The sequence below is a fragment of the Anaerovibrio lipolyticus DSM 3074 genome (assembly GCF_900141865.1).
Lineage (GTDB): Bacteria > Bacillota > Negativicutes > Selenomonadales > Selenomonadaceae > Anaerovibrio > Anaerovibrio lipolyticus.
This window is the reverse complement of sequence record NZ_FQYW01000008.1, coordinates 144,587-164,029: the sequence shown is the minus strand read 5'-3', so window position 1 is coordinate 164,029 and position 19,443 is coordinate 144,587. Positions and strand designations below refer to the sequence as shown.

General features: G+C 43.9%; 25 protein-coding genes and 1 pseudogene. All 26 read left to right on the top strand.

The features are described from left to right. Positions 1–231: pseudogene (locus B6K08_RS14260) on the top strand (transposase domain-containing protein); the annotation flags it as partial. A gap of 122 nt (positions 232–353) precedes the next feature. Beyond that, positions 354–1,163 (top strand): PcfJ domain-containing protein, encoded by an 810-nt coding sequence (locus tag B6K08_RS05810; RefSeq protein ID WP_080325665.1) that lies wholly within the window; start codon positions 354–356, stop codon positions 1,161–1,163. Between the two features lie 36 nt (positions 1,164–1,199). Beyond that, positions 1,200–1,994: a hypothetical protein gene (locus B6K08_RS05805; RefSeq protein WP_080325664.1), complete on the top strand. Its 795-nt coding sequence runs from the start codon at positions 1,200–1,202 to the stop codon at positions 1,992–1,994. Positions 1,995–2,019: 25 nt separating this feature from the next. Then, complete coding sequence (locus B6K08_RS05800) at positions 2,020–2,268, top strand: hypothetical protein (RefSeq protein ID WP_080325663.1); 249 nt, start codon at positions 2,020–2,022, stop codon at positions 2,266–2,268. After that, entirely contained in the window at positions 2,265–2,501 is a 237-nt protein-coding gene (locus B6K08_RS05795) for an RNA polymerase sigma factor (RefSeq protein WP_080325662.1), read from the top strand. Before B6K08_RS05800 ends, B6K08_RS05795 begins: the two co-directional genes overlap by 4 nt. A 226-nt stretch (positions 2,502–2,727) precedes the next feature. Beyond that, entirely contained in the window at positions 2,728–3,216 is a 489-nt protein-coding gene (locus B6K08_RS05790) for a hypothetical protein (RefSeq protein ID WP_159446714.1), read from the top strand. 311 nt (positions 3,217–3,527) lie between these two features. Next, a complete protein-coding gene (locus B6K08_RS05785) occupies positions 3,528–4,826 on the top strand; it encodes a putative antirestriction adenine methyltransferase (protein WP_080325660.1) in 1,299 nt (432 codons plus the stop codon). Then, positions 4,793–5,740, top strand: a complete 948-nt coding sequence (locus B6K08_RS05780) for a ParB/RepB/Spo0J family partition protein (RefSeq protein WP_080325659.1) — start codon at positions 4,793–4,795, stop codon at positions 5,738–5,740. Before B6K08_RS05785 ends, B6K08_RS05780 begins: the two co-directional genes overlap by 34 nt. Beyond that, a complete protein-coding gene (locus B6K08_RS05775) occupies positions 5,730–6,191 on the top strand; it encodes a hypothetical protein (protein ID WP_080325658.1) in 462 nt (153 codons plus the stop codon). The genes B6K08_RS05780 and B6K08_RS05775 overlap by 11 nt, the downstream gene beginning before the upstream one ends. After that, complete coding sequence (gene terL / locus B6K08_RS05770) at positions 6,188–7,549, top strand: phage terminase large subunit (protein ID WP_080325657.1); 1,362 nt, start codon at positions 6,188–6,190, stop codon at positions 7,547–7,549. Before B6K08_RS05775 ends, terL begins: the two co-directional genes overlap by 4 nt. Positions 7,550–7,557: 8 nt before the next feature. After that, positions 7,558–8,940: a phage portal protein gene (locus B6K08_RS05765; RefSeq protein ID WP_080325656.1), complete on the top strand. Its 1,383-nt coding sequence runs from the start codon at positions 7,558–7,560 to the stop codon at positions 8,938–8,940. Continuing rightward, positions 8,858–10,243 (top strand): minor capsid protein, encoded by a 1,386-nt coding sequence (locus B6K08_RS05760; protein ID WP_080325655.1) that lies wholly within the window; start codon positions 8,858–8,860, stop codon positions 10,241–10,243. The genes B6K08_RS05765 and B6K08_RS05760 overlap by 83 nt, the downstream gene beginning before the upstream one ends. 3 nt (positions 10,244–10,246) lie before the next feature. After that, positions 10,247–10,459, top strand: a complete 213-nt coding sequence (locus tag B6K08_RS05755; protein WP_080325654.1) for a hypothetical protein — start codon at positions 10,247–10,249, stop codon at positions 10,457–10,459. A gap of 62 nt (positions 10,460–10,521) precedes the next feature. Beyond that, positions 10,522–11,601: a DUF2213 domain-containing protein gene (locus B6K08_RS05750; protein ID WP_159446713.1), complete on the top strand. Its 1,080-nt coding sequence runs from the start codon at positions 10,522–10,524 to the stop codon at positions 11,599–11,601. A 1-nt stretch (position 11,602) separates the two neighbouring features. Further along, on the top strand, positions 11,603–12,073 hold the full coding sequence (locus B6K08_RS05745; RefSeq protein ID WP_080325652.1) for a structural cement protein Gp24: 471 nt from the start codon (positions 11,603–11,605) through the stop codon (positions 12,071–12,073). Positions 12,074–12,094: 21 nt separating this feature from the next. After that, entirely contained in the window at positions 12,095–13,054 is a 960-nt protein-coding gene (locus B6K08_RS05740) for a DUF2184 domain-containing protein (RefSeq protein ID WP_080325651.1), read from the top strand. Positions 13,055–13,069: 15 nt separating this feature from the next. Next, positions 13,070–13,363 carry a hypothetical protein gene (locus B6K08_RS05735; RefSeq protein WP_080325650.1) on the top strand — a complete coding sequence of 98 codons (294 nt, stop codon included), beginning with the start codon at positions 13,070–13,072 and terminating at the stop codon, positions 13,361–13,363. A gap of 6 nt (positions 13,364–13,369) precedes the next feature. After that, positions 13,370–13,747, top strand: a complete 378-nt coding sequence (locus B6K08_RS05730) for a DUF4054 domain-containing protein (RefSeq protein ID WP_080325649.1) — start codon at positions 13,370–13,372, stop codon at positions 13,745–13,747. After that, a complete protein-coding gene (locus B6K08_RS05725) occupies positions 13,747–14,205 on the top strand; it encodes a hypothetical protein (protein WP_080325648.1) in 459 nt (152 codons plus the stop codon). The genes B6K08_RS05730 and B6K08_RS05725 overlap by 1 nt, the downstream gene beginning before the upstream one ends. Next, a complete protein-coding gene (locus B6K08_RS05720; RefSeq protein ID WP_143254843.1) occupies positions 14,202–14,663 on the top strand; it encodes a hypothetical protein in 462 nt (153 codons plus the stop codon). Before B6K08_RS05725 ends, B6K08_RS05720 begins: the two co-directional genes overlap by 4 nt. Next, entirely contained in the window at positions 14,566–15,210 is a 645-nt protein-coding gene (locus tag B6K08_RS05715; RefSeq protein WP_159446712.1) for a phage neck terminator protein, read from the top strand. Before B6K08_RS05720 ends, B6K08_RS05715 begins: the two co-directional genes overlap by 98 nt. Before the next feature lie 64 nt (positions 15,211–15,274). After that, a complete protein-coding gene (locus tag B6K08_RS05710; RefSeq protein ID WP_080325645.1) occupies positions 15,275–16,639 on the top strand; it encodes a DUF3383 family protein in 1,365 nt (454 codons plus the stop codon). A 14-nt stretch (positions 16,640–16,653) separates the two neighbouring features. Then, the gene (locus tag B6K08_RS05705; RefSeq protein WP_080325644.1) at positions 16,654–17,076 is read left to right on the top strand and encodes a phage structural protein; all 423 of its coding nucleotides are present in this window, start codon (positions 16,654–16,656) and stop codon (positions 17,074–17,076) included. Further along, positions 17,076–17,564 (top strand): phage tail assembly chaperone, encoded by a 489-nt coding sequence (locus B6K08_RS05700; protein ID WP_080325643.1) that lies wholly within the window; start codon positions 17,076–17,078, stop codon positions 17,562–17,564. The genes B6K08_RS05705 and B6K08_RS05700 overlap by 1 nt, the downstream gene beginning before the upstream one ends. Beyond that, entirely contained in the window at positions 17,561–17,746 is a 186-nt protein-coding gene (locus B6K08_RS05695; RefSeq protein ID WP_080325642.1) for a hypothetical protein, read from the top strand. Before B6K08_RS05700 ends, B6K08_RS05695 begins: the two co-directional genes overlap by 4 nt. Continuing rightward, positions 17,746–19,440, top strand: coding sequence for a tape measure protein (locus B6K08_RS05690; protein ID WP_080325641.1), 1,695 nt, complete (start codon positions 17,746–17,748; stop codon positions 19,438–19,440). Before B6K08_RS05695 ends, B6K08_RS05690 begins: the two co-directional genes overlap by 1 nt. Positions 19,441–19,443: the final 3 nt, after the last annotated feature.

Genomic DNA, 19,443 nt, shown 5'->3' with positions numbered 1-19,443 from the left:
CCATTCACCATCGGTCGAAAAAACTGGGTATTTTCCGGCTCTCCGACTGGTGCCGAGGCCAGTGCCGCAGCATACAGTTTAATAGAGACATGCATAGCCAACAAAGTTGATACCAAAGAATATCTGGAATACATCTTTACAAACATGTCCCAGGAAGAATCCTTAAAGGACGATTCAGTTTTGGAAAAGTATCTCCCGTGGAATGTGAACCTGCCAACTGAAGATTCATAACACTATACTATGACGCAGCCTACGGGCTGCTTTTTATTTGTTGTTGAGGCATACTATATTTTGACGCTTACTTTGCAAATCTTGATGGAACACGAAAAGCAAAGGACTATCTGCAGTATTTGATGGAGTCGTATGGGCTGCCTAACATCAAATCAGTAAGGCGAATAGTACAGAGGGATATGTTCTCAGTAGCCATGTTGGGTGAAATTGGCAAAATTGTTAGTGACCCTAACCACATCCTGGCTATATACAGGTATGTTGATAAGGTTGTGACAAGGGTGTTGCCACAGTGGAGTTTCTATTCAGTATCAGCGGCAGAACTGATAAGACGGATACAAGTAACCACAGAAGGCAGGAGCGGAGCCGAAATACGAAGGTTCCTTAAGTACATTGGGACTGATAACCTCGCAGAGCTAAGAGATATTGAGTCCATGTATTTGATGGTTCCCAAAGAGGTGCAGGAAGAATCCAAGAAGGTAAAGCTGAAAGACTTGCATAACTGGTTGGTTGAGCAGAGAGCCTTAATGCGAGAAAGAGGTTTTGAGCTTAAAGTGCCACAGCATATTGTGAGAAGACTGACAATGCAGCTTGATAGCGTGAAGTTTTACCTGCCACATCACAGTAAGGAGCTTGTAACTGGCAGTAATGCTTTCCACAATTGCGTGAAAACATACGCAGATAGGGTGTTAGGCGGTGAGTGTCAGATAGCTTATATGACGGATGACAAGGGAAAACTGGTTGCATGTTTGGAGGTAAAGAAGAACAGACTGGTACAGGCGAAGTTGAAGTTTAATAAGCCAGTTAAACAGGACAGAGTGGTTAATGCTTCTATCGTTGAATGGTGCGAGAAGGCGAAACTGGAAATATGTACCTGTGATATAGATCCGACATTGATAAAAGTGGATTTAGTATTAGAGCAAAAGGGAGCATAATTTAAGCGTTTTTAATAATAGAAAGGATGTTTAGACATGAAGATTATTTTTGAGTCAATGGATATTGCAAATGCAAACGAGAAGGATATGCAGACTTTGTTGAGTGTTATGCGGAGCATTGCATCCACAAGAATGGAGAAAACTGCGGAAGAACCTGTGAAGGTGGAAACCCCTAAGAAGGAAGCACCAAAGCAGGAGGAAAAGAAGCCACAGCCTGCACCTAAGAAGGCAGAGGAGCCAAAGAAGGTTGAAGAACCTGCCAAGAAGGTTGAGCCTAAGAAAGAAGAAGCCAAGAAGGAAACTCCAGTAAAGGTGGAGGAGAAAAAGGAAGTGAAGTCTGTTGAACCTGCAAAGGTTGAGGAAAAGAAAGCTGAGAAGCCAGTAGAGCCAGTGAAGACAGATGACAAAAAGCCCATCCAAGGAACAGTGGCTGAAGTCAAGGCAACAAACACAGGAAAGCCTGACGAAACTAAATCAACAGATAATGGAAGGCCTGACGAAACTAAATCAGCAGATAATGGAAATATGGCAAAGGGCGTTGCTCCCGAAAAGGCAGTAGACAAGGTTGAGGTTACTAAGAAGGATGAGGTCAAAGAACAGAAGGAAGAAACTCCGAAGGATAAGGTATCCGAACCTGTACAGCAGGAAAATGTCACACCAAAGGTTACAAGGGATGAGGTGCTTACTTTAGGTCGACAACTCATGGCAAGCGGTAAGGGTGAGCAGGTATCTATTATCATGAAAAGCAAGTATAACGCAACAAAATTCAGTGAGATAAGGGACAGCCAGTTAGAGGAAGTATATGCAACTTTCAAGAGGTTAATGGCATGATGAAAATTGGTAAAGGAGAAGGTTTATGGTAGTATGTAATGATTATATGAATCTGACAAAGGACTACTTGCGGAATATTCCGTACTACAAGGTAGCTGTGAACAACATGGTTGATGACATTAGGGACATGGAGGAGAGTCTTAAGGATGTGTCAGTAAAGATAGCTCCGTATGATGCAATGCCGGGCGGTCACAGTGACATGAATGAAACTGAGATAAAGGCGGCAAGTCGTGAAAAGAAGCTGAGTCAGTATAAAAAAAGGCGCATGATGTGAGAAAGCTACAGCTTAAAATTGATAAAATTGAGCGGTGTATTGATAACCTGCCTGATGAGGAAAAGGAAGCCATTATCTTGTACTATATCGAGAAGAAGAAGTATGAGAGAATTTCGCAGGACATGAATATCAGCTACAGCACAATTAGGAGAAGGGTAGTAACTGGCACAAGGGCTATTGCGGTTATGCTTTTCGGTGAGATAGCTGCAAGGAAGATTCATTTTATCAACTAGTCGTGACTAAATTTTGAACAAATTTTGAACAAAAATTGACTAAAAATTGAACACCTTTTTTGGAAATCCGTGGTATACTATTAGTGTCAATCCTCCACATTATAGCGTGGAGCTGTTGGTGAAGGGGCGCCCTATGATGAGGGGGAGCCCCTACCAACACATAAAAATGCAACACATAGTAAGCCACGGAATGGCAAAGGAAATTAATTAATCACTTTACAAATAAGTGGCAAAATACTATAATAAAAGAAAGGCGTTATGCTTTTTCGGGAGGATTAGAATGATATATGTCAGCAGGTATGCAAACCCCGAACTTAGGAAGGGACTTTATACTCCAGTAAGAATCTCAATAGGAACCCCAAAGTGGCCTCTTGGCTATATACTGGCAGGAGAGATAAAAGAACTCATGCCATTTGGTTTGAAGGATATAGGAGATATCGAAGAATTTAAGCAGAGATATTTCAACAGGTTGGACCGATATGGGGTAGACCTAATCCAAAACAGACTGGACTGTTTCACCCAGTATGGCAGGGATGTTGTTCTCCTGTGTTATGAGGATATAAGAAAGGGTCCCGCTGACTGGTGTCACAGAACCATGTTTGCTGAGTGGTGGAAACTCAGAACAGGAGAGCTTATCGGAGAGCTGAAGGACGAATCAAAATTCAAGAAGGCACAGCCCAAAGAGAGTAACTGGGTAGAGTTGCCGTTGTTTTAAATGCGAATCTAGTTTAAAGTAAAACACCTGGTGTCCAGTCAGGAGATTGTGGGTCACTCCATGGGTTCGCTCCAAAAAATAATTAAGGGTTATGGCTGAAGCCATAGCCCTTTTTGTATGCAGTAGATGGACAAAATAAGACCTGCGTAAAAGCCGTATAAGAGGTTTTATTTTGAACCCAATATATTTATACCTTTGATTTTAGGGGACAACGAAAACCCAATAAAATCAATACTTAGAACGACTGAGGATAGAAGCGGATAAAAAATATGAGAGCGTACAGAGAGCGTATGAGATTGGAAGTGTTTTAGGTGTTTATAGGGTCGATAAATCAGGATATGAGAGCCATTGTGAGTGAGATGTGTTCTCAATGGAAAGACATCCCAGTATATGTGGGGTGCAGTGGAAACTTCACAGTAGAGCGAATTTTGGCAAAAAAAGGACTGACCAACATCCACAGCAATGATGTGTCTTTGTATTCGTGTGCGGTAGGTAATTATCTTGTGGGCAAGCCTACAAGAATTGAGGTAGCTGATGAGCGGTTTGCTTGGCTAAATGATTATCTGACAACGGGAGAGGATGTAATTGCGACACTGCTTATGTGCAGTGAGTATTTTAAGTATGTTGACAGGGAGTTGCCATACTACAAGAGAATTGCCGAAGCGTACCGAGATCAGTTTGACAGGATGCAGAAGGAAACCGTTGAGGTTGTTAAGCGGGCCTTGGAAGATGTCTATATAGCAGGGTTCCATCCACAGGATGTTATTGATTATATGCGTGAAGCACCTGAGGAGTGTGTGGCAATTAGCTTTCCACCAACTTACAAGGGTGGGTATGAGAAGCTGTATGCGAAAATCAATGAGGTATTTGACTGGGATGTTCCTGAGTATGTGGTTTTTGATGATGAGCGGTTTACTGAGTTCAATGAGTTAATCATGGGCAAGAAATACTGGGTTACTCTTAGGGACTACGATGTTGAGGACTTAAGGCCATTCCTTAGGGGTGTTGTTCAGACCAGTGCAAGAAGCAAGCCTGTATATGTTTACAGCAATTGTGAGAGCAAGTGCAGAATCACAATGCCACATCAGAAGACAGAAAAGGTAAACATAAAAAGAGCAACTGGTGAACTTAAAGGTGATTTGAGATTTGTGAAAATCACACAGGCTCAGCTGAACACACTGCGGAGTGAGTACCTGGCAAAAAGTATTATTCCGGCAACAGCAACAGCCAGTTATGGAGTGCTTGTTGGTGATGAGCTTATTGGTGCCATTGCCATGAGCAGGAGCAGTTATTTGGGAGGCTGGGTAGATGCCTATATGATGAGTGATTTTTGTATTAGGCCATCCATACACAAGAGATTGGCGAAGTTAGTGTTGGTAGCAGCATTGTCAACGGAAATGAGGGACACACTGGAGCAGGCACTGGCCATGAAGGTAAATACCATAGGGACAACAGTATTCACAAAGAAAAATGTCAGCATGAAGTACCGTGGGATGTTTGAGGTGTACTCGAAGAAGGATGGTGCGATAAATTATGTTGCAAAGGCAGGAAGATGGACATTGAAGGAGGGCTATGAATGGTGGAGGAAAAATCACAGCTTGAAGTGGTAAATGACAAATTAAAGGATTTTCCATACAAGCTGGATGTGATTGACACTAAGGATTTGGAGTTTCTTGATAAGAATGCAAGGTATATGACAAATGAAATGTTCAGAAATCTTGTGGACAATATCAAGAAGGATGGGCAGTTATCATCCGTTCCTCTTTGTTGGAAGCATGGTGATAAGTACAGGGTGCTGTCAGGCAACCACAGGTGCCAGGCTGCCATTGAGGCAGGTATCACAGAGGTATTAGTGCTTTATACTGACAAGGAGCTGTCAAAGCAGGAACAGATCGCCATAGAGATTAGTCATAATGCCATTGATGGTAAGGATGATATGACTATTCTCAAAGAGCTGTGGGATGAGATAGATGATGTTGGTCTGAAATATTACGCAGGTCTTGATGATAAGACACTGGAGGAAATGGAAAAGGCGGCGATATCGGCACTGGCAGAGGTAAAGCTGGACTATAGGACGCTAACCTTTATGTTCTTGCCTAATGAGTTGGATAAACTTGACAAGGCATTTGAACACGCCATAGAGCATGGTGGAATACAGGACACTGTGTATATAAACAGACTGGAGGACTTCAAGCGGTTATTGGATGCCCAGTCAAAAACACAGGCTGCCTATGACATAAAGAACAGTGCGACATCCCTTATGATGATTCTTGATATTTTCAGAAGCCATGAAGAAGATTTATACAATGGCTATGCTGATGAAGAAGGAGAGCTTAAACACAAGGGCAGTGTGCCAGTATCAAGTGTACTGGGTAAGGATTACATACCTGCAGAAACAGCAGTTCTGTTAAAGAAGGCCGTAGACAGAATGTGTGATAAAGGTGAGATAGATGGCAAGCAGAAGACAGACTTCTTGAAGGTTATGGCGGAAAGATATCTGAGTGGTGAGTCAAATGGCTCGTAAAGGACAGTACCACGAATGGATAGAAGGAAAAGGACTGGAGAACATATGCAAGTGGGCAAAACTGGGTTTAACAGACATACAGATATGCCACAATATGGGAATAGCAGTTCAGACTTATTATGAATGGCAAAGGCGCTTTCCTTCATTCGCAGAGGCCATAAAAGAGGCCAAGGCTATACCTGACTTAGAGGTTGAAAACAGCTTGTTTAATCAAGCGACAGGAAATGTGTATGTCGAAGAAACGAAGTCCATACTAGACCCGAACACTGGAAAGGTAATAAGGATTGAGAGGACTAAAAAACAACAGGCCCCGAGTGCAACGGCGACTATCTTTTGGTTAAAGAACAGGATGCCCGATAAGTACAGAGAGAGAAACAGGCTGGATGATGAGAAAGATTCGGAGTCAAATGTACATATTTATCTGCCGGATAATGGGAGAAATGAAGAATGATACTAAAACCACAGAGCGGACCTCAGGAGAAGTTTTTGAGCAGTCCTGCTGACATAGTGATATATGGAGGAGCCGCAGGTGGTGGTAAGACTTACAGCCTGTTATTGGAATGTTTAAGGCATGTAGACAACCAAGGATTCGGTGCGGTGATATTCCGTAGGCAGTCTAATCAGATAACCAATGAAGGTGGTCTTTGGGATACTGCCGTAGATATGTATGTGTCTGTAGGAGCAACCCCGAAGGTTAGTCCGCATCCACAAGCAGTGTTTAGTTCGGGAGCCAAGGTGTCATTCAACCACCTACAGATGGAAAGGGATGTGTATGGATGGCAGGGTGCTCAGATACCGTTAATAGCATTTGATGAGCTGACTCACTTCACGGAGAGCCAGTTTTTTTATATGTTGTCCCGTAATCGTAGTACCTGTGGGGTAAAGCCGTACATCAGAGCAACCACGAACCCTGATGCGGATTCATGGGTAGCAGAGTTTATTTCATGGTGGATTGACCAAGAAACAGGTTATCCTATTCCCGAAAGGTCGGGAGTAATCAGATATTTTTACAGGCTTGATGGTGAGATTCTTTGGGGTGACTCCCTAGAGGAACTGGCAGAGAAGTATGCGGCTGACCCGATGTTATGTAAGTCGGTAACCTTTATTGCTTCAAGTGTGTATGATAACAAGATTCTACTGGATGCAGACCCAAGCTATTTGGCAAATTTGAATGGTCTAAATGTGGTAGAAAAGGAAAGACTGCTGAGAGGTAACTGGAAAATCAGACCGTCAGCAGGTCTGTATTTCAAACGAGAGAACATCCGTATTGTTCACAGTATTCCTGACAAGATAGTGAGCATTTGCAGGTCTTGGGACTTGGCAGCAACGGAAATTACACTGGATAACAAGAACCCCGACAGGACAGCAGGTGTGCTTATGGCAAGGCTGAAAAATGGCTCGTTCATTGTATTGGATGTAATCAGAAGGGCAGAAAACGCCGCTGATGTAAAGAGGACAATACAGCAGACAGCCATGATGGATAAGGCTGAGTATGGCATGCACGCTATAACAATTCCGCAGGACCCAGGACAGGCAGGTAAAGACCAAGCGGCTGCTTATATAAGAGCACTTGCCGGGTACAATGTGAAGTCGGGGCCAGTAACAGGTGACAAGGTGGTAAGAGCGGTTCCGTTCTCATCACAGTGGCAAGGGAAGAATGTCATGCTGTTAGCAGGTGAATGGAATAAAGAATACCTGCAGGAGTTAGAAGGATTCCCTGATGCGGTGCATGATGATATGGTGGATGCAAGCTCAGATGCTTTTAAGCAGGTTTCCACCGCAACTGACTGGACCGAGTTAGCAAGGTAAGAGGTGAAATGATGATAAGGCAGGATGGTTATCTAAATGCCGTTCTAGGCCACGGCAGTAGACGGTTTGACCCGTTTGCATCATATGTATTTAAGAACAGTCGGCCTATGTCATGGGCAGAGTGTGACACACTGTTCACATACAATGGAATAGCGGCGAAGGTTATTGAAGCTCCTGCCAACGAGGCTGTAAAAGAGGGCTTTGAGCTAAAGGATGGACAAGAGGTAATAGATCAGAATGATGATGTGCAGTCTATCTTGGAGGATTTGAAAGCCAAGTCGGTATTCTCAGAAGCACTAAGTTGGGACAGACTGTATGGTGGGTGTGTAATCCTCATGTTGGCTGATGATGGGTTCACGCTCGAAGACCCTTTGAACCTAAAAGGAATAAAAAAGATTGAGCAGTTATTGGTGTATGACCCGCAGGACATTTCCGTGGTGGATACTTACTACTACACAGACCCACGGGACCCAAGATATGGTGAACCTCAGTGGTACACGATAACTGGCTATAATGGTGGCTCATTCTTGGTACACGAGTCACGCATTATAAAGTTTGAGGGTGGAGTGGTAAGCAACCGCATCCGTAAAGGCCGTAATGGATGGGGTGGTAAGGTTTTTGACAGGATAGCCAATGACCTTATGAGATTTGACAGCAGTCTGTCTTTAGGGCTTATGGCATTGTCAAGGATGTCACAAGGTATCTTAAAACTGGAAGGACTGACTAACACCTTATCCGCTGATGGTGGAGAGGAAATGGTGCAGAAAAGGTTGCATCTTATCGACATGGGGCGGCATTTAATGAACACAATAGCCATTGATGGTACAGATGATTATGACCAAAAGAACATCACCCTAAGTGGTGTTAAGGAAATCATCCAAGAGTTTGAGCAGGCCCTGTCAACGGTAACGGATATTCCGGTAACAATTCTCTTTGGTCGCTCACCTGCTGGGCAGAACGCAACAGGAGAAGCAGACTTTGAGAGTTACTACAATATGGTAAGTCGTATTCAGCAGAGAAAGTTAAAGCCAAAACTTACACGATTATTAGAGGTCATTTCCTCATGTTCTGATTATGGGCTGAATCTTCCTGCTGAATACACTATTGAGTTTAAGCCACTGTGGAACGCTTCGGAGAAGGAAGTTGCAGAGACCGAGAAGCTAAAGGCAGAAGCAAGGGCCAGTGAAGCAAATGCTATGAACACACTGGTACAAATGCAAGCCTTGGATGCTTCGGAAGTCCGTAACACCTTGAAGGAAAATGGTGGGTATGAGATAGATGACAGCTTGGATGGGCAGGTAGGTAACGATGAAGGTAATACCGAAACGGACTTGGAAATATCCGGCAGCCTTGGAGCGGGAGTACAGCAAGTACCTGGTCAAATTCGTTAAAGAGAATATGAAAATCGTAGAGCAGTTCATTCCGCAAATGGAAGAACTGCTTTTAATTTACGGTTTAAACATGGATGCTGAGAGTCCTGCACTGACTCAGTTGGATATTCTGTTAGACCGCATCCACATGGCAATGAAAAATCCGAGTCAGATGTTGCCAGTAATCAACAGTATGGCAATTAAGGTTGACCGCTATAACAGGTTGGAACTGGAGGCCATCACAAAGAGTGTTCTTGGGGTACCATTGCGGGAGATTCCTTTTGACAGGATTATGAAACAGGATGCAACGGCTGATGATACCCTAAGGGAAATGTGGGTAGCAGAGAACCTTGATTATCTGAAAAATGTGGATGAACAGACCATGCAGAAAATCAAGCTGATGCTGACTGGCAAAATAACTGGAACTGTTAACCGCAGAGAACTGACAAGGGATTTGGTTAAGGAGATAGAGGATATAACAGGCTTTGAGAAAAACAGAGCTATCCTCATAGCCCGTGACCAAGTAGGGAAGCTAAACGGACAGTTGACCGAGTACAGACAGCGACACGCAGGAATAACCCAGTATAAATGGAGTACCAGTAAGGACAGCAGGGTAAGACCTGCACATAAGGAATTAGAAGGCAAGATATTTGACTGGGATAATCCACCGCCTGAGGGTAACCCAGGCATGCCGATAAGGTGCCGTTGTGTTGCTATCCCTGTAATTGACTTGGATAAGATCGTCACACAGCCAGTAAAAGGAAGCTATAAAGGGTTGAGTAGTGGTAAAGTTACAAGTGCAGATGAAGATAAGACCACTATTGTTGAGACCATGCCAATAGACTTTAATGATGATAAGGCTGTTCAAGCAATGTTCAAGCAATTCACAGATAATGTGGTTGCGAATGCAAAAAAGGAATATGCTATTGTAGTGTCTAAGTCTAACCGCTCTTTTTGGCTAGAAGGTGGAAATAGCACTGTCGATATCACTAGAGCAGGAAAGGAACTTTATGGAGCAAAGGTAATACACAACCATCCCGATTATCTTGGTCTGCCTGCAGACAGCTTTAGCATTGATGATGTTGAGTATTTAATAGAGTACAATTTAGAATATTTAGAAGTGGCTACTAATTTAGGTAGATTTAGGGTAAGATATGTAGGAAAGCCTATAACTGTTCAAGATATGTATCTTGCATATAAAGAGGCCTATAACCAAGTGATGAATAGGTGTAGAGTTAGTCATACGGTGAGTGAGTATAATCAGCTTGACACCATGAGGCAGTTACCTAAGGTGTTAGAGGGCGTTATTTTTGAGGAGCTATAGAGGATGGATAATAACAGTGATTATGTTAAAGAAATAAATAAATTGGTTGACGAGGTTGAAGAAAAAGCGGAGAAACTGTTTGAGAAGTATGAGAAAGTCCCTTCTCATGGTTTAGATAAGCCGGGCATGAATAATGAGTTTGTTATATTGCATAGGGATTTCGCAAACAGAAAAAGAGACCTTATGAAAAAGTATGGTATTAAAGAGGAAAAATAAATTATTAAGCACTTTGCAGAAATGTGAGGTGTTTTTTTATTGCCTTGAAAGGGGGTGAGAAAGTGGCTGTTAGATACGACACATTCCATATAAAAGCTGAAAAGACGGACGAGGGGTTTATTCGGGATTCTCCTGTTATTGGCAGGACTGGGATACTGAAATACAGAAACCCTGACGGAACGACAAGAAATGAGTACAGACCGCCTGAGGAGGCCTTTAATGCTGATTCGTTGGCAACCCTTAACGGCAAGCCTATCACAGTCGGGCATCATGGCATGGTGAACGACAAGAACTGGAATAGGTCAGCACCTGTTGGAACTGTTATGGGAGCAGGAAAAGAGGATGGGAATAACATCCGAGCTGATGTGGTGATTTATAACCTGCCTACCAACGCAAGGGAGCTGTCATGTGGTTATACCTGTGATTTGGATATGACATCCGGCACAACGCCTGACGGACAGCATTATGACGCAATTCAGCGGAATATCAAGTACAACCATTTAGCTATCGTAAACCGAGCCAGGGCAGGTTCAGTGGCCCGCCTAAATATGGACGGTGACGAAATATTCGAAACAGAAAAGGAGAATAACAACATGGCGAAGATCAGACTTGACAGCGGTATCGAATACGAAGCCGCACCCGAGGTCATTGTAGCCTATGAAAAGGCACAGACAGACCTCAAAGAAAATCAGACCAAGATGGACAGCTTGCAGGCTAAGTATGATACACTGCTTGCTGATTCTGAAAAGGCCAAGAAGGAACATGAGGACGAGCTGGAAAAGGCAAAGGAAACCTTTGATGAAGCTGTTAAGTCCCGTGTTGAAATGCTGGCAACTGCCAAGAAATTCGACATTGAGAAGGCAGATGAAATGTCTGATAAGGACATCAAGACTGCTATTATCAAGAAGGTGCATGGTGACAGTCTGAACCTTGAAGGCAAGAGTGATGAGTACATCAATGCTTGCTTTGACATGGCGAAGGACAAGGAAATCAAGCACGAGGATTCCATGGCAGAGCAGAGAAAGACCATCCATAAAGAGGATGAGAGTGATAAGAAGGAAGAAAAGCAGTTGAGTGTTCGAGAACTCGAAGAAAAACTTCGGGCTGACGAAGCAGAGCTGTGGATGAAGGAGGTAAAGTAATATGGCACAGGACAAGGTTTTTGATTGGTATGGTGGTAACGCCCCTGCCCTTGAAGGTATGAAGGCTGATTCCACTGTTGACACCGTGGACAGCTATGCTGCAGAGGGCAATATTGATGCAGGTGACCCAGTAATTTTGGGTACCAACCCTGCAGAGCAGGTAAAGAAGGCGGCACAGGCTTCTGATGCGTCTACTGTTATCGGTGTGGCACTGCATGAGCATGTGGACCCTAAGGACGGTCACACTTACCCTGACGGTAAGGCTGTTTCCGTTATGACTAGCGGTGATGTATATGTAAAGACCGCAGAGGATGTAACTGCCGGGGATGCTGTAGGTTTGGGCGCAGTAGAGGGAACATTGAGTTATATCAAGTCCCCGTCTACTCTGACCACTGCGGTATCTATTCCAAATGCGAAGTTCCTTGGAAGCGGTGTTGCGGGCGACATTGTGAGTATCCGTATCCGCAATTAATGAGAAGGAGGACTAAGAATTATGCCTAATAAAGAAATGCACTATGACGAGAATGAGGCACGCTATTTACAGACTGTAGCCAAGATGGACGAAGCAACTTCCATTTTCCTGGCCCGTCAGCTTGAATATGTGCGTGCCCGTACCCTTGAAGTAAAGAAGGCACCATTGGAGGCCTTCTCTGTATTCCCTGTTCAGACTGACATCCCTGTTGGTGCTGAGAGTGCAGTAACTCGTACCTATGACTCTGTAGGCACAGCGAAGATTATCAGCAACTACGCAGACGACCTTCCTCGTGTAGATGTTGCTGCAACCGAGGACTCTGTAAAGGTTCACAGCCTTGGTGATTCCTATGGTTACAATTTCCGTGAGATTCAGAATGCCCAGTTTGCGAATACAAATCTCTCCACTCGTAAGGCTGAGATGGCACGTAGAGCTATTGATATCGAACTGAACCGTATTGCATGGAGTGGTGACACTAGCCACAAGATTACAGGATTTATTGGCAACCCTAACATTAGCGAGTATACGGTTCCTACCAATGCTGCGGGCACTACTAAGATTGAGGATATGACTGCAGATGAGTTAATCGACTTCTTTAATGAATTCTTGGAGGCTGTATCAGATGCAACTAATGGTGTTGAGTCTGTCAACACTGTGTTGCTCTATCCTGAGGCATATAACCGACTGACCAAGACAAGGATTCCGAATACTACCGATTCTGTTATGAAATATCTGCAGGAAGTTAATCCGCAGATTCTTCGTTGGATTAAGGTTTACCGTCTTAAGGGTGCCGGAGACAGCGGTAAGGACTTGCTGTATGCAGGATATTTTGACCCGAACTATGTACGCCTTGAAATTCCTGAGAGATTCCACCAGCACGAGGTAGAGAAGCGCAACCTTGAATATGTTGTGGACTGTACTGCATCCACTGTAGGTGTTACTGTTGACATCCCATACGCCTTTATTAAGGCTCAGTGCTAACGGGAGGTAATGGACATGAAATTGCTCAATAAGACAGCTAGAGTGATTTTTGCAGGGGGCTACATGTTAGTCCCTTCACGTCCTGCCGAAGTACGCAATTATGACGACCTTGTAAAAGTCTTTCCTCGTATTGCTGAAATGGTGAAAAGTGGCGAAATCGTGAAAATCTCCGAAGCAAAGGCCAAGGAAATTGAGCGTAATTTCGAGAAAGAAAACCTCGATACACTCAAAAAGGCGGCAAAGGAGAAGGGACTTGATACAAGCAAGGCCCGTACAAAGCAGGATTATATTAACCTTTTGAAAGGTTGATGTGGTATGACTATCCTAGAAATATTCCGTGTGATAGCCCCTGAGTTCAAGGATGTGCCTGATGCAACAGTACAGGCCAATATTGACATATACGCCGATATGATAAGTCGTGCTAATTTTGGCAAGTATTATGAGAGGGCGGTTGCATTTTATACCGCCCACAACATGGCACTGTCAAATATCATGACAGCATCCGGCTCCAGTTCGACTGATGTAACTGGTGGTGCCATTATCCGTGAAAAGGAAGGCGACTTGGAACATCAATTTGCAGAGGGTAGGACTTCCAGTGATCTGCTGAATAAAACAGTCTACGGAAAGCAGTATCTTGACCTTATGAGGTTGTGCATTGTGCCAGTAACCATTAGGAAAAGAGGGTGTTTCTGATGGCTGTAAATGTGTCTATCACTGAAAAGGGTGTAAGTCTGCAGGACCTTAAGCGGTTCACAGAGCGACTGTCAGACAAGGAGCTTGCTGCAGGAGTTCTCCGTACCGCAGGAAAGGAAAAGAAAACAGGTGCAGACCTTGTTGATGTGGCTACATGGAATGAATATGGAACAAAGAATATCCCTAAGAGACCATTTATGCGGAAGGCCGCAAGCAAGAATGGTAAGAAATGGGGAGAACTCTCAGAAGCTGTTGCCGAAAGAGTCATTGATGGCATGGGTGTTGAACAGGCGGTGGAGGTTCTTGGAAATCAGATGGTTGGTGACATCCAAAATGTTATCGGTGATAGGACCCTGTTGAGAGCTAATGCCCCTAGCACAATAAGGCAGAAGGGTTCAGATGCTCCGTTAATCGACACAGGACTGCTGAGAGGGTCCATAGACTTTGAGGTGAGATGATGGGATTCAGACATTTACAGACAATTTATCGGGCAGAAGGTGACAGTGAAATTGTGGATGGAATGGTTGTCAATCCGTCATACAAAACACTGGAAATTATGGCATCAGTACAGCCATTGAACAACAGTGAGGCTGCCCAATACACCAAGGCAAATGGTAATGGCGAGTTTACTGCCAGTATAGTGAAGCTGTACACGGATGAACCTCTGCTCACATCAAAGCAGGTGACTGAACAGGGCAACGCCTGTTGGCCAGATTATGTATGGTGGCAGGGCAGGTACTGGAAAGTCATTATGTGCAGTGCTTATCAGTCGGGAGTTATTTCACACTACAAATCTATAGCACAGGAGGTGGATTTTGATGGCGGTATCGGACCTGAGGAAGTTCCTGCTGAACCTAATACAGACGGAACTGGGAGTGACAGTGATATGGGCGAATCAGAATCTGCCGAAACTTAAAAGACCATTTGCAACCCTGTGGCTGTATGGCTCCAGGGAAGAAGCATACACGGAGTCAAGACCGTCAGCTAATCCGCAGGATTTGAACAGGATTTTGGTGACACCAACAGAAGCAGTGCTTGAAGTACAGCTTTTCGGTGAAAAGGGCACATTTCCTTATGACGACTTGGAGCATCTTGTGGGTAGACTGGCGGTTGATTCTGTGGTCAATAAGTGCTATTTGGCAGGAGTGTCATTTTTCGACTCAGAAGCTGTGCAGGACATAAGCGGTCTGCTAGATGATAGACAGACCTATGAATGTAGAGCGGCAGTAGACCTTCATGTTAGATTTATGAAGGTTATTGCTGATGATAATACCATTATTGAGCAGGTTGAGGGTATAACGATACCTGCAAGTGGAAATGGTGATGGTACTGGTGGAGATAATATTGATGGTGTTGTTACTGTAGGCCAGTTAATCTATGGAAAAATCGGTGAGGATGGAACCATTGAAGATGGTGGGTACAGCATTCCAGTAAATATCTCAACTGAATTTAAAGGAACTTAAATCAGGAAGTGAAATGATTTGAGTTCCTTTTTAGTTTTAAAGAATTTAAAGGAGGAATGAAAACATGGCAAATTTAGACCGTGTTGTTAATGTTCAGATAGCACTTAATACCACTGGTATTACCGCTGCTGGATTTTCGACAATGATAGTAATCGGCCCACATATTCACAGCCTGTCCCGTGTACTTTCATACACCGATGCTGATGAAATGATTGCCGATGGCTTTTCTACTGACGACCCGCTGTATTTGGCAGTGGCTGACGGTTTCAGTCAGATACCTAGACCATCTGTTATCAAGGTAGGTCGCAGACTGGCAGATTCTGTTGGCGTGAGCGTGAAGAAGGTACTGCCTACTGGTACCTACAAACTGACGGTCAAGACCAAAAACTCCTCAGGTGAGGTGCATACAGACGAGTACAGCTATACCAATTCAAGCGGTACAGCTTCTGCAATTCTGACAGGCCTTGCAACGGCTATCAGTGATGATATCGGTGCTGTGGTTACCGGTACAGTATCAGGCGAGGTGCTTACTATTGCGCCAAGCAGTGGGCAGGACTTCTCCTTGGAAGTAACAAGCAATCTTTCTATGGCAACTGCCGTATCTACGGAAACTGTTGCCGATATGATGACAGCCATTACCAAGGCTGATAATGACTTCTATGGTATCTGCTTCACTTCCCGTGCAGATGCCGACGTACTGGCCATGGCGGAATGGGTTGAGGCTCATACTAAGTTGTATGGTATGTCCACCGCTGCAGCTGGGGCGAAGGACCAGGATGTGTCTACGGACATTTTGAGTCAGCTTATGGACAATAATTACTATCGTTCCTTTGGTTTTTACCATGAAAAGGCGGCTACTGACTTCCCTGAGTGTGCTGTCATGGCCCGCTGTTTTGCCATTGAGCCAGGCGGTGAGACCTGGGCATTGAAGAAGCTGGCAGGAGTTACCACTGATGGCCTTACTGAAACTGAATACAATGCCATTACAAAGAAGAATGGTAATACTTTTGAGCGTTTTCGCAATGTAAGCATCACTCAGAACGGCAAGGTTGCTGCTGGTGAATGGATTGACGTTATCCGTTTCCGTGACTGGTTACAGGAAGAAATTACCCTCAACGTATTCAATGCCCTTATTAATACCGATAAAGTACCTTATACTGACGGCGGTATCGCTCTTATTGAGTCCAAGATTCGTGCAGCTCTTACCCTCGGTCAGCGCAGGGGCGGAATTGCACCTGATGAATACACTGAGGACGGTGAAACCAATCTTGGCTTTACTGTTTCAGTTCCTAATGCTGCAACCATTTCAGCAAACACCAAGGCAAGCCGAATTTTGCAGGATGTGAAATTCACGGCCCGTCTTGCAGGTGCTATTCATGTTGTAATAATCAAGGGTTCCCTTACTTACGAGAACCTTATTGAAGCATAAGGAGGTAATTTTAGATGCTTACTTATGACCCTAAAAAAGTAATCATCATCTTTGGGAATAAACAGCTTACTGGCATGGCAGAGGATGACATGGTAACAGTGAAGCCTTTGGGTGATGGTGCTACTCAGTATGTAGGTGCTGATGGTGAAGTGGCCCGCTCTATGGACCCTAATCAGACCTATGAGGTAACTGTAAACCTTGCAAGCACATCCAAGTCTAATGACTATCTGAGTAAGATTTATAATCTTGATCGTGTGACTGGGAAGGGTTGTCTGCCACTCATGGTAAAGGATTTGTCGGGTACACTTTTGCTAAGTGCGGCAGAAGCGTATATCCAAAATCTCCCCGAAACTGGCAGAAACCGTCAGATTAGTTCCCAGTCTTGGGTGTTTAACACTGGCAAAGTAGACAATGTGGTTATTGGAGGTAATAACTGATGAACAAGCCAGCGGAGTATCGACAGGGAGAATCACTGTTTTTGATTAGACAGTTTGAGCCTTTTGAATCTTTATCTATCTTGGCAGACTTGCAGAAAATTCTCGGTCCTGTTATCAGCGGTGCGGCAAAGGCCGTTGAGGAAAGAAACCTCGACAGAGAAATCAATATGGTATTTATGGCGAAGTTGTTTGGTGGTATTTTCGAGGAATTGCCTTCCAAACTCAATGGTGAACAGTTTGAACATATTGCGAGGACTTTACTGAAAGCCGATTATATTAGCTTTTCGCATGATGGGGCTGAGAAAAATCTTGTTAAGTTTACTGAAACAGTAATTGATGAGTATTACACAGGTCGCCCGCTTGACCTTATAGCCCTTATGATACAGGTAGCAAAGGTTAATTATTTGGATTTTACAAAGCTCTCGGCAATCCCGGCTGGTTGGCGAGAGATATTGGAAGGCCTCGGATTGATATACCAGGCGAAATGACGGAGCAGTTTAAGGCTGAACTGTTTATTTATCAAGTTATAGACAGTGGCATGGTATCTTATCTTGATGTGAAGAATGGTGCTGTGTCACTGGCTGAACTTCTGAATATGTTGTGGTATTTAGAAATGAAAAGTGATGTTGAATATACAGCTATAAAGAAAGCTGAGAAAGGGGGTAAGTAATGGGTACTGTAAGAGAGTTAATCACCAAAATAGTTTGGAGAGCTGACACAAGCGGAATTAAGCAGGCACAGAAGGCAGAAGAAAATTTTGGAAGCAGTGCCAGGAAGGCGGGTAATACTGCACAGCAGTCAATGAGTAACGCTACACGGTCACAAAACAATTTAAAGAGGGCTGTGTCTAATACATCCAGTAGTATGGCAAAATTGTCAGCTACAAGTGCGATGACTGGTGCGAATATCCAACGGTCAATGAGTGGAGCCACGAATTCCATTTCGTTGCTTACATCCAAACTTGGTGCTATGGCAGCAGCCATGACAGCCGCCTTTTCTGTAGGGAAAGTTAAGAGCATGGCTGATGAAGTTATGGGCTTAGATAATAGATTAAGGACCATTGAGGCAGATGCTGACAAGCGGAAAGCACTCCGTGGGCAACTGTTTGATATGTCCCAAAATGCTAGAACTGATTATATGGCGGCTAGTGACCTGTTCTTTGGTATTAACCGTGGTATAAAGAACGACCCTGAGTTTACAAGAGAGGATGCAATAAGGGCAACAGAAATTGTTTCAAAGGCACTCACATTGGAGGGAGCTAGTGAAGCACAGGCCCAGGGAGCTATCCTACAGTTAAAACAAGGTTTAGGTTCGGGTGTTTTGCAGGGTGACGAATTGCACTCACTGAATGAGAGCGCTTCTCTGTTAATGCAGGAAATGGCAAGGTCCATGGGTGTAGAACAGGGACAGCTCAAAGAAATGGGCGCAAAAGGGTTGCTTACTAGAAGCACTGTATTGAGGGCTATATTGGCATCAGGAAAGACCATAGATGAACAGTTTGGAATGTCCACTCAGACCATTGGGCAGAGCATGCAGAAAATCAGCAATTCTTTTTATAAAGGAGTAGAGGGAATCGAAGAAAGGACTCATGTTTTTGCGAGGATAGCCCAGTTTATTGAGGACACCTTTAATGGAATAACCAAGATCGTATCAGATGCGGTGGCAATTTGGGATGGCGACACTGAGAAAATGGCTGAGAACCCAAAATTAACGAGGTTTATTAAGTATCTGAAGAAAATTGAAAAGACTTTTGATGACATACGCACTGGTTTTAAGGTTGATTTCGATTTTGGCAAGTTTGACTTTAGTCCATTGGAAATGCTAATGGACTTATTGGAAAAAGGGCAACAAATTAATGCTGCCTTTTGGAAAGGCCTTGAACAAGGATGGCTTCTTGTCCAAGAGTTTATGGGTGACGGCTTAGATGACCTTGCAGAAGCATGGGAAAATATTATGAATGCGATAGAGCCGTTTATGCCACTTTTGGAAAAACTTGCAGAGTGGCTTGGAACAGGAATTATGACAGTTGGCGTGTTGGCGTTCAGAACTATTGCATGGAATATCAAAAAGGCCAGCGAGGTACTTGAAGCAATGGGTAATATCGTCCGTGATGTTGCAGGTGAGTTGTCAAAGCTGATTAATCTGACAATAGACGCATTGACTTGGCTTGGCTTAGTTGAAAAAAGAAGTTCAGGCTTCTCAAATGCAGGCTGGGAAAGAGCCATGCAGAGCATGGGAGTCAGCCAGCCAGGTATCAGTTATGGTGATAGAATACAGACCAATACCTTTAATGTAGGCAATCCTATGGATGCGTATAAGATACAGCAGAATAATAATTCCTTCTTTGCTTATAATGGTGGGTGATAC

Bases quoted from the DNA above. Each gene is read 5' to 3' on its own strand.
- B6K08_RS05810 (WP_080325665.1), top strand. From the start codon at position 354: ATGGAGTCGTATGGGCTGCCTAACATCAAATCAGTAAGGCGAATAGTA.
- B6K08_RS05805 (WP_080325664.1), top strand. From the start codon at position 1,200: ATGAAGATTATTTTTGAGTCAATGGATATTGCAAATGCAAACGAGAAG.
- B6K08_RS05800 (WP_080325663.1), top strand. From the start codon at position 2,020: ATGGTAGTATGTAATGATTATATGAATCTGACAAAGGACTACTTGCGG.
- B6K08_RS05780 (WP_080325659.1), top strand. From the start codon at position 4,793: ATGGTGGAGGAAAAATCACAGCTTGAAGTGGTAAATGACAAATTAAAG.
- B6K08_RS05775 (WP_080325658.1), top strand. From the start codon at position 5,730: ATGGCTCGTAAAGGACAGTACCACGAATGGATAGAAGGAAAAGGACTG.
- terL (WP_080325657.1), top strand. From the start codon at position 6,188: ATGATACTAAAACCACAGAGCGGACCTCAGGAGAAGTTTTTGAGCAGT.
- B6K08_RS05765 (WP_080325656.1), top strand. From the start codon at position 7,558: ATGATGATAAGGCAGGATGGTTATCTAAATGCCGTTCTAGGCCACGGC.
- B6K08_RS05760 (WP_080325655.1), top strand. From the start codon at position 8,858: ATGAAGGTAATACCGAAACGGACTTGGAAATATCCGGCAGCCTTGGAG.
- B6K08_RS05755 (WP_080325654.1), top strand. From the start codon at position 10,247: ATGGATAATAACAGTGATTATGTTAAAGAAATAAATAAATTGGTTGAC.
- B6K08_RS05745 (WP_080325652.1), top strand. From the start codon at position 11,603: ATGGCACAGGACAAGGTTTTTGATTGGTATGGTGGTAACGCCCCTGCC.
- B6K08_RS05740 (WP_080325651.1), top strand. From the start codon at position 12,095: ATGCCTAATAAAGAAATGCACTATGACGAGAATGAGGCACGCTATTTA.
- B6K08_RS05735 (WP_080325650.1), top strand. From the start codon at position 13,070: ATGAAATTGCTCAATAAGACAGCTAGAGTGATTTTTGCAGGGGGCTAC.
- B6K08_RS05730 (WP_080325649.1), top strand. From the start codon at position 13,370: ATGACTATCCTAGAAATATTCCGTGTGATAGCCCCTGAGTTCAAGGAT.
- B6K08_RS05725 (WP_080325648.1), top strand. From the start codon at position 13,747: ATGGCTGTAAATGTGTCTATCACTGAAAAGGGTGTAAGTCTGCAGGAC.
- B6K08_RS05720 (WP_143254843.1), top strand. From the start codon at position 14,202: ATGATGGGATTCAGACATTTACAGACAATTTATCGGGCAGAAGGTGAC.
- B6K08_RS05715 (WP_159446712.1), top strand. From the start codon at position 14,566: ATGGCGGTATCGGACCTGAGGAAGTTCCTGCTGAACCTAATACAGACG.
- B6K08_RS05710 (WP_080325645.1), top strand. From the start codon at position 15,275: ATGGCAAATTTAGACCGTGTTGTTAATGTTCAGATAGCACTTAATACC.
- B6K08_RS05705 (WP_080325644.1), top strand. From the start codon at position 16,654: ATGCTTACTTATGACCCTAAAAAAGTAATCATCATCTTTGGGAATAAA.
- B6K08_RS05700 (WP_080325643.1), top strand. From the start codon at position 17,076: ATGAACAAGCCAGCGGAGTATCGACAGGGAGAATCACTGTTTTTGATT.
- B6K08_RS05695 (WP_080325642.1), top strand. From the start codon at position 17,561: ATGACGGAGCAGTTTAAGGCTGAACTGTTTATTTATCAAGTTATAGAC.
- B6K08_RS05690 (WP_080325641.1), top strand. From the start codon at position 17,746: ATGGGTACTGTAAGAGAGTTAATCACCAAAATAGTTTGGAGAGCTGAC.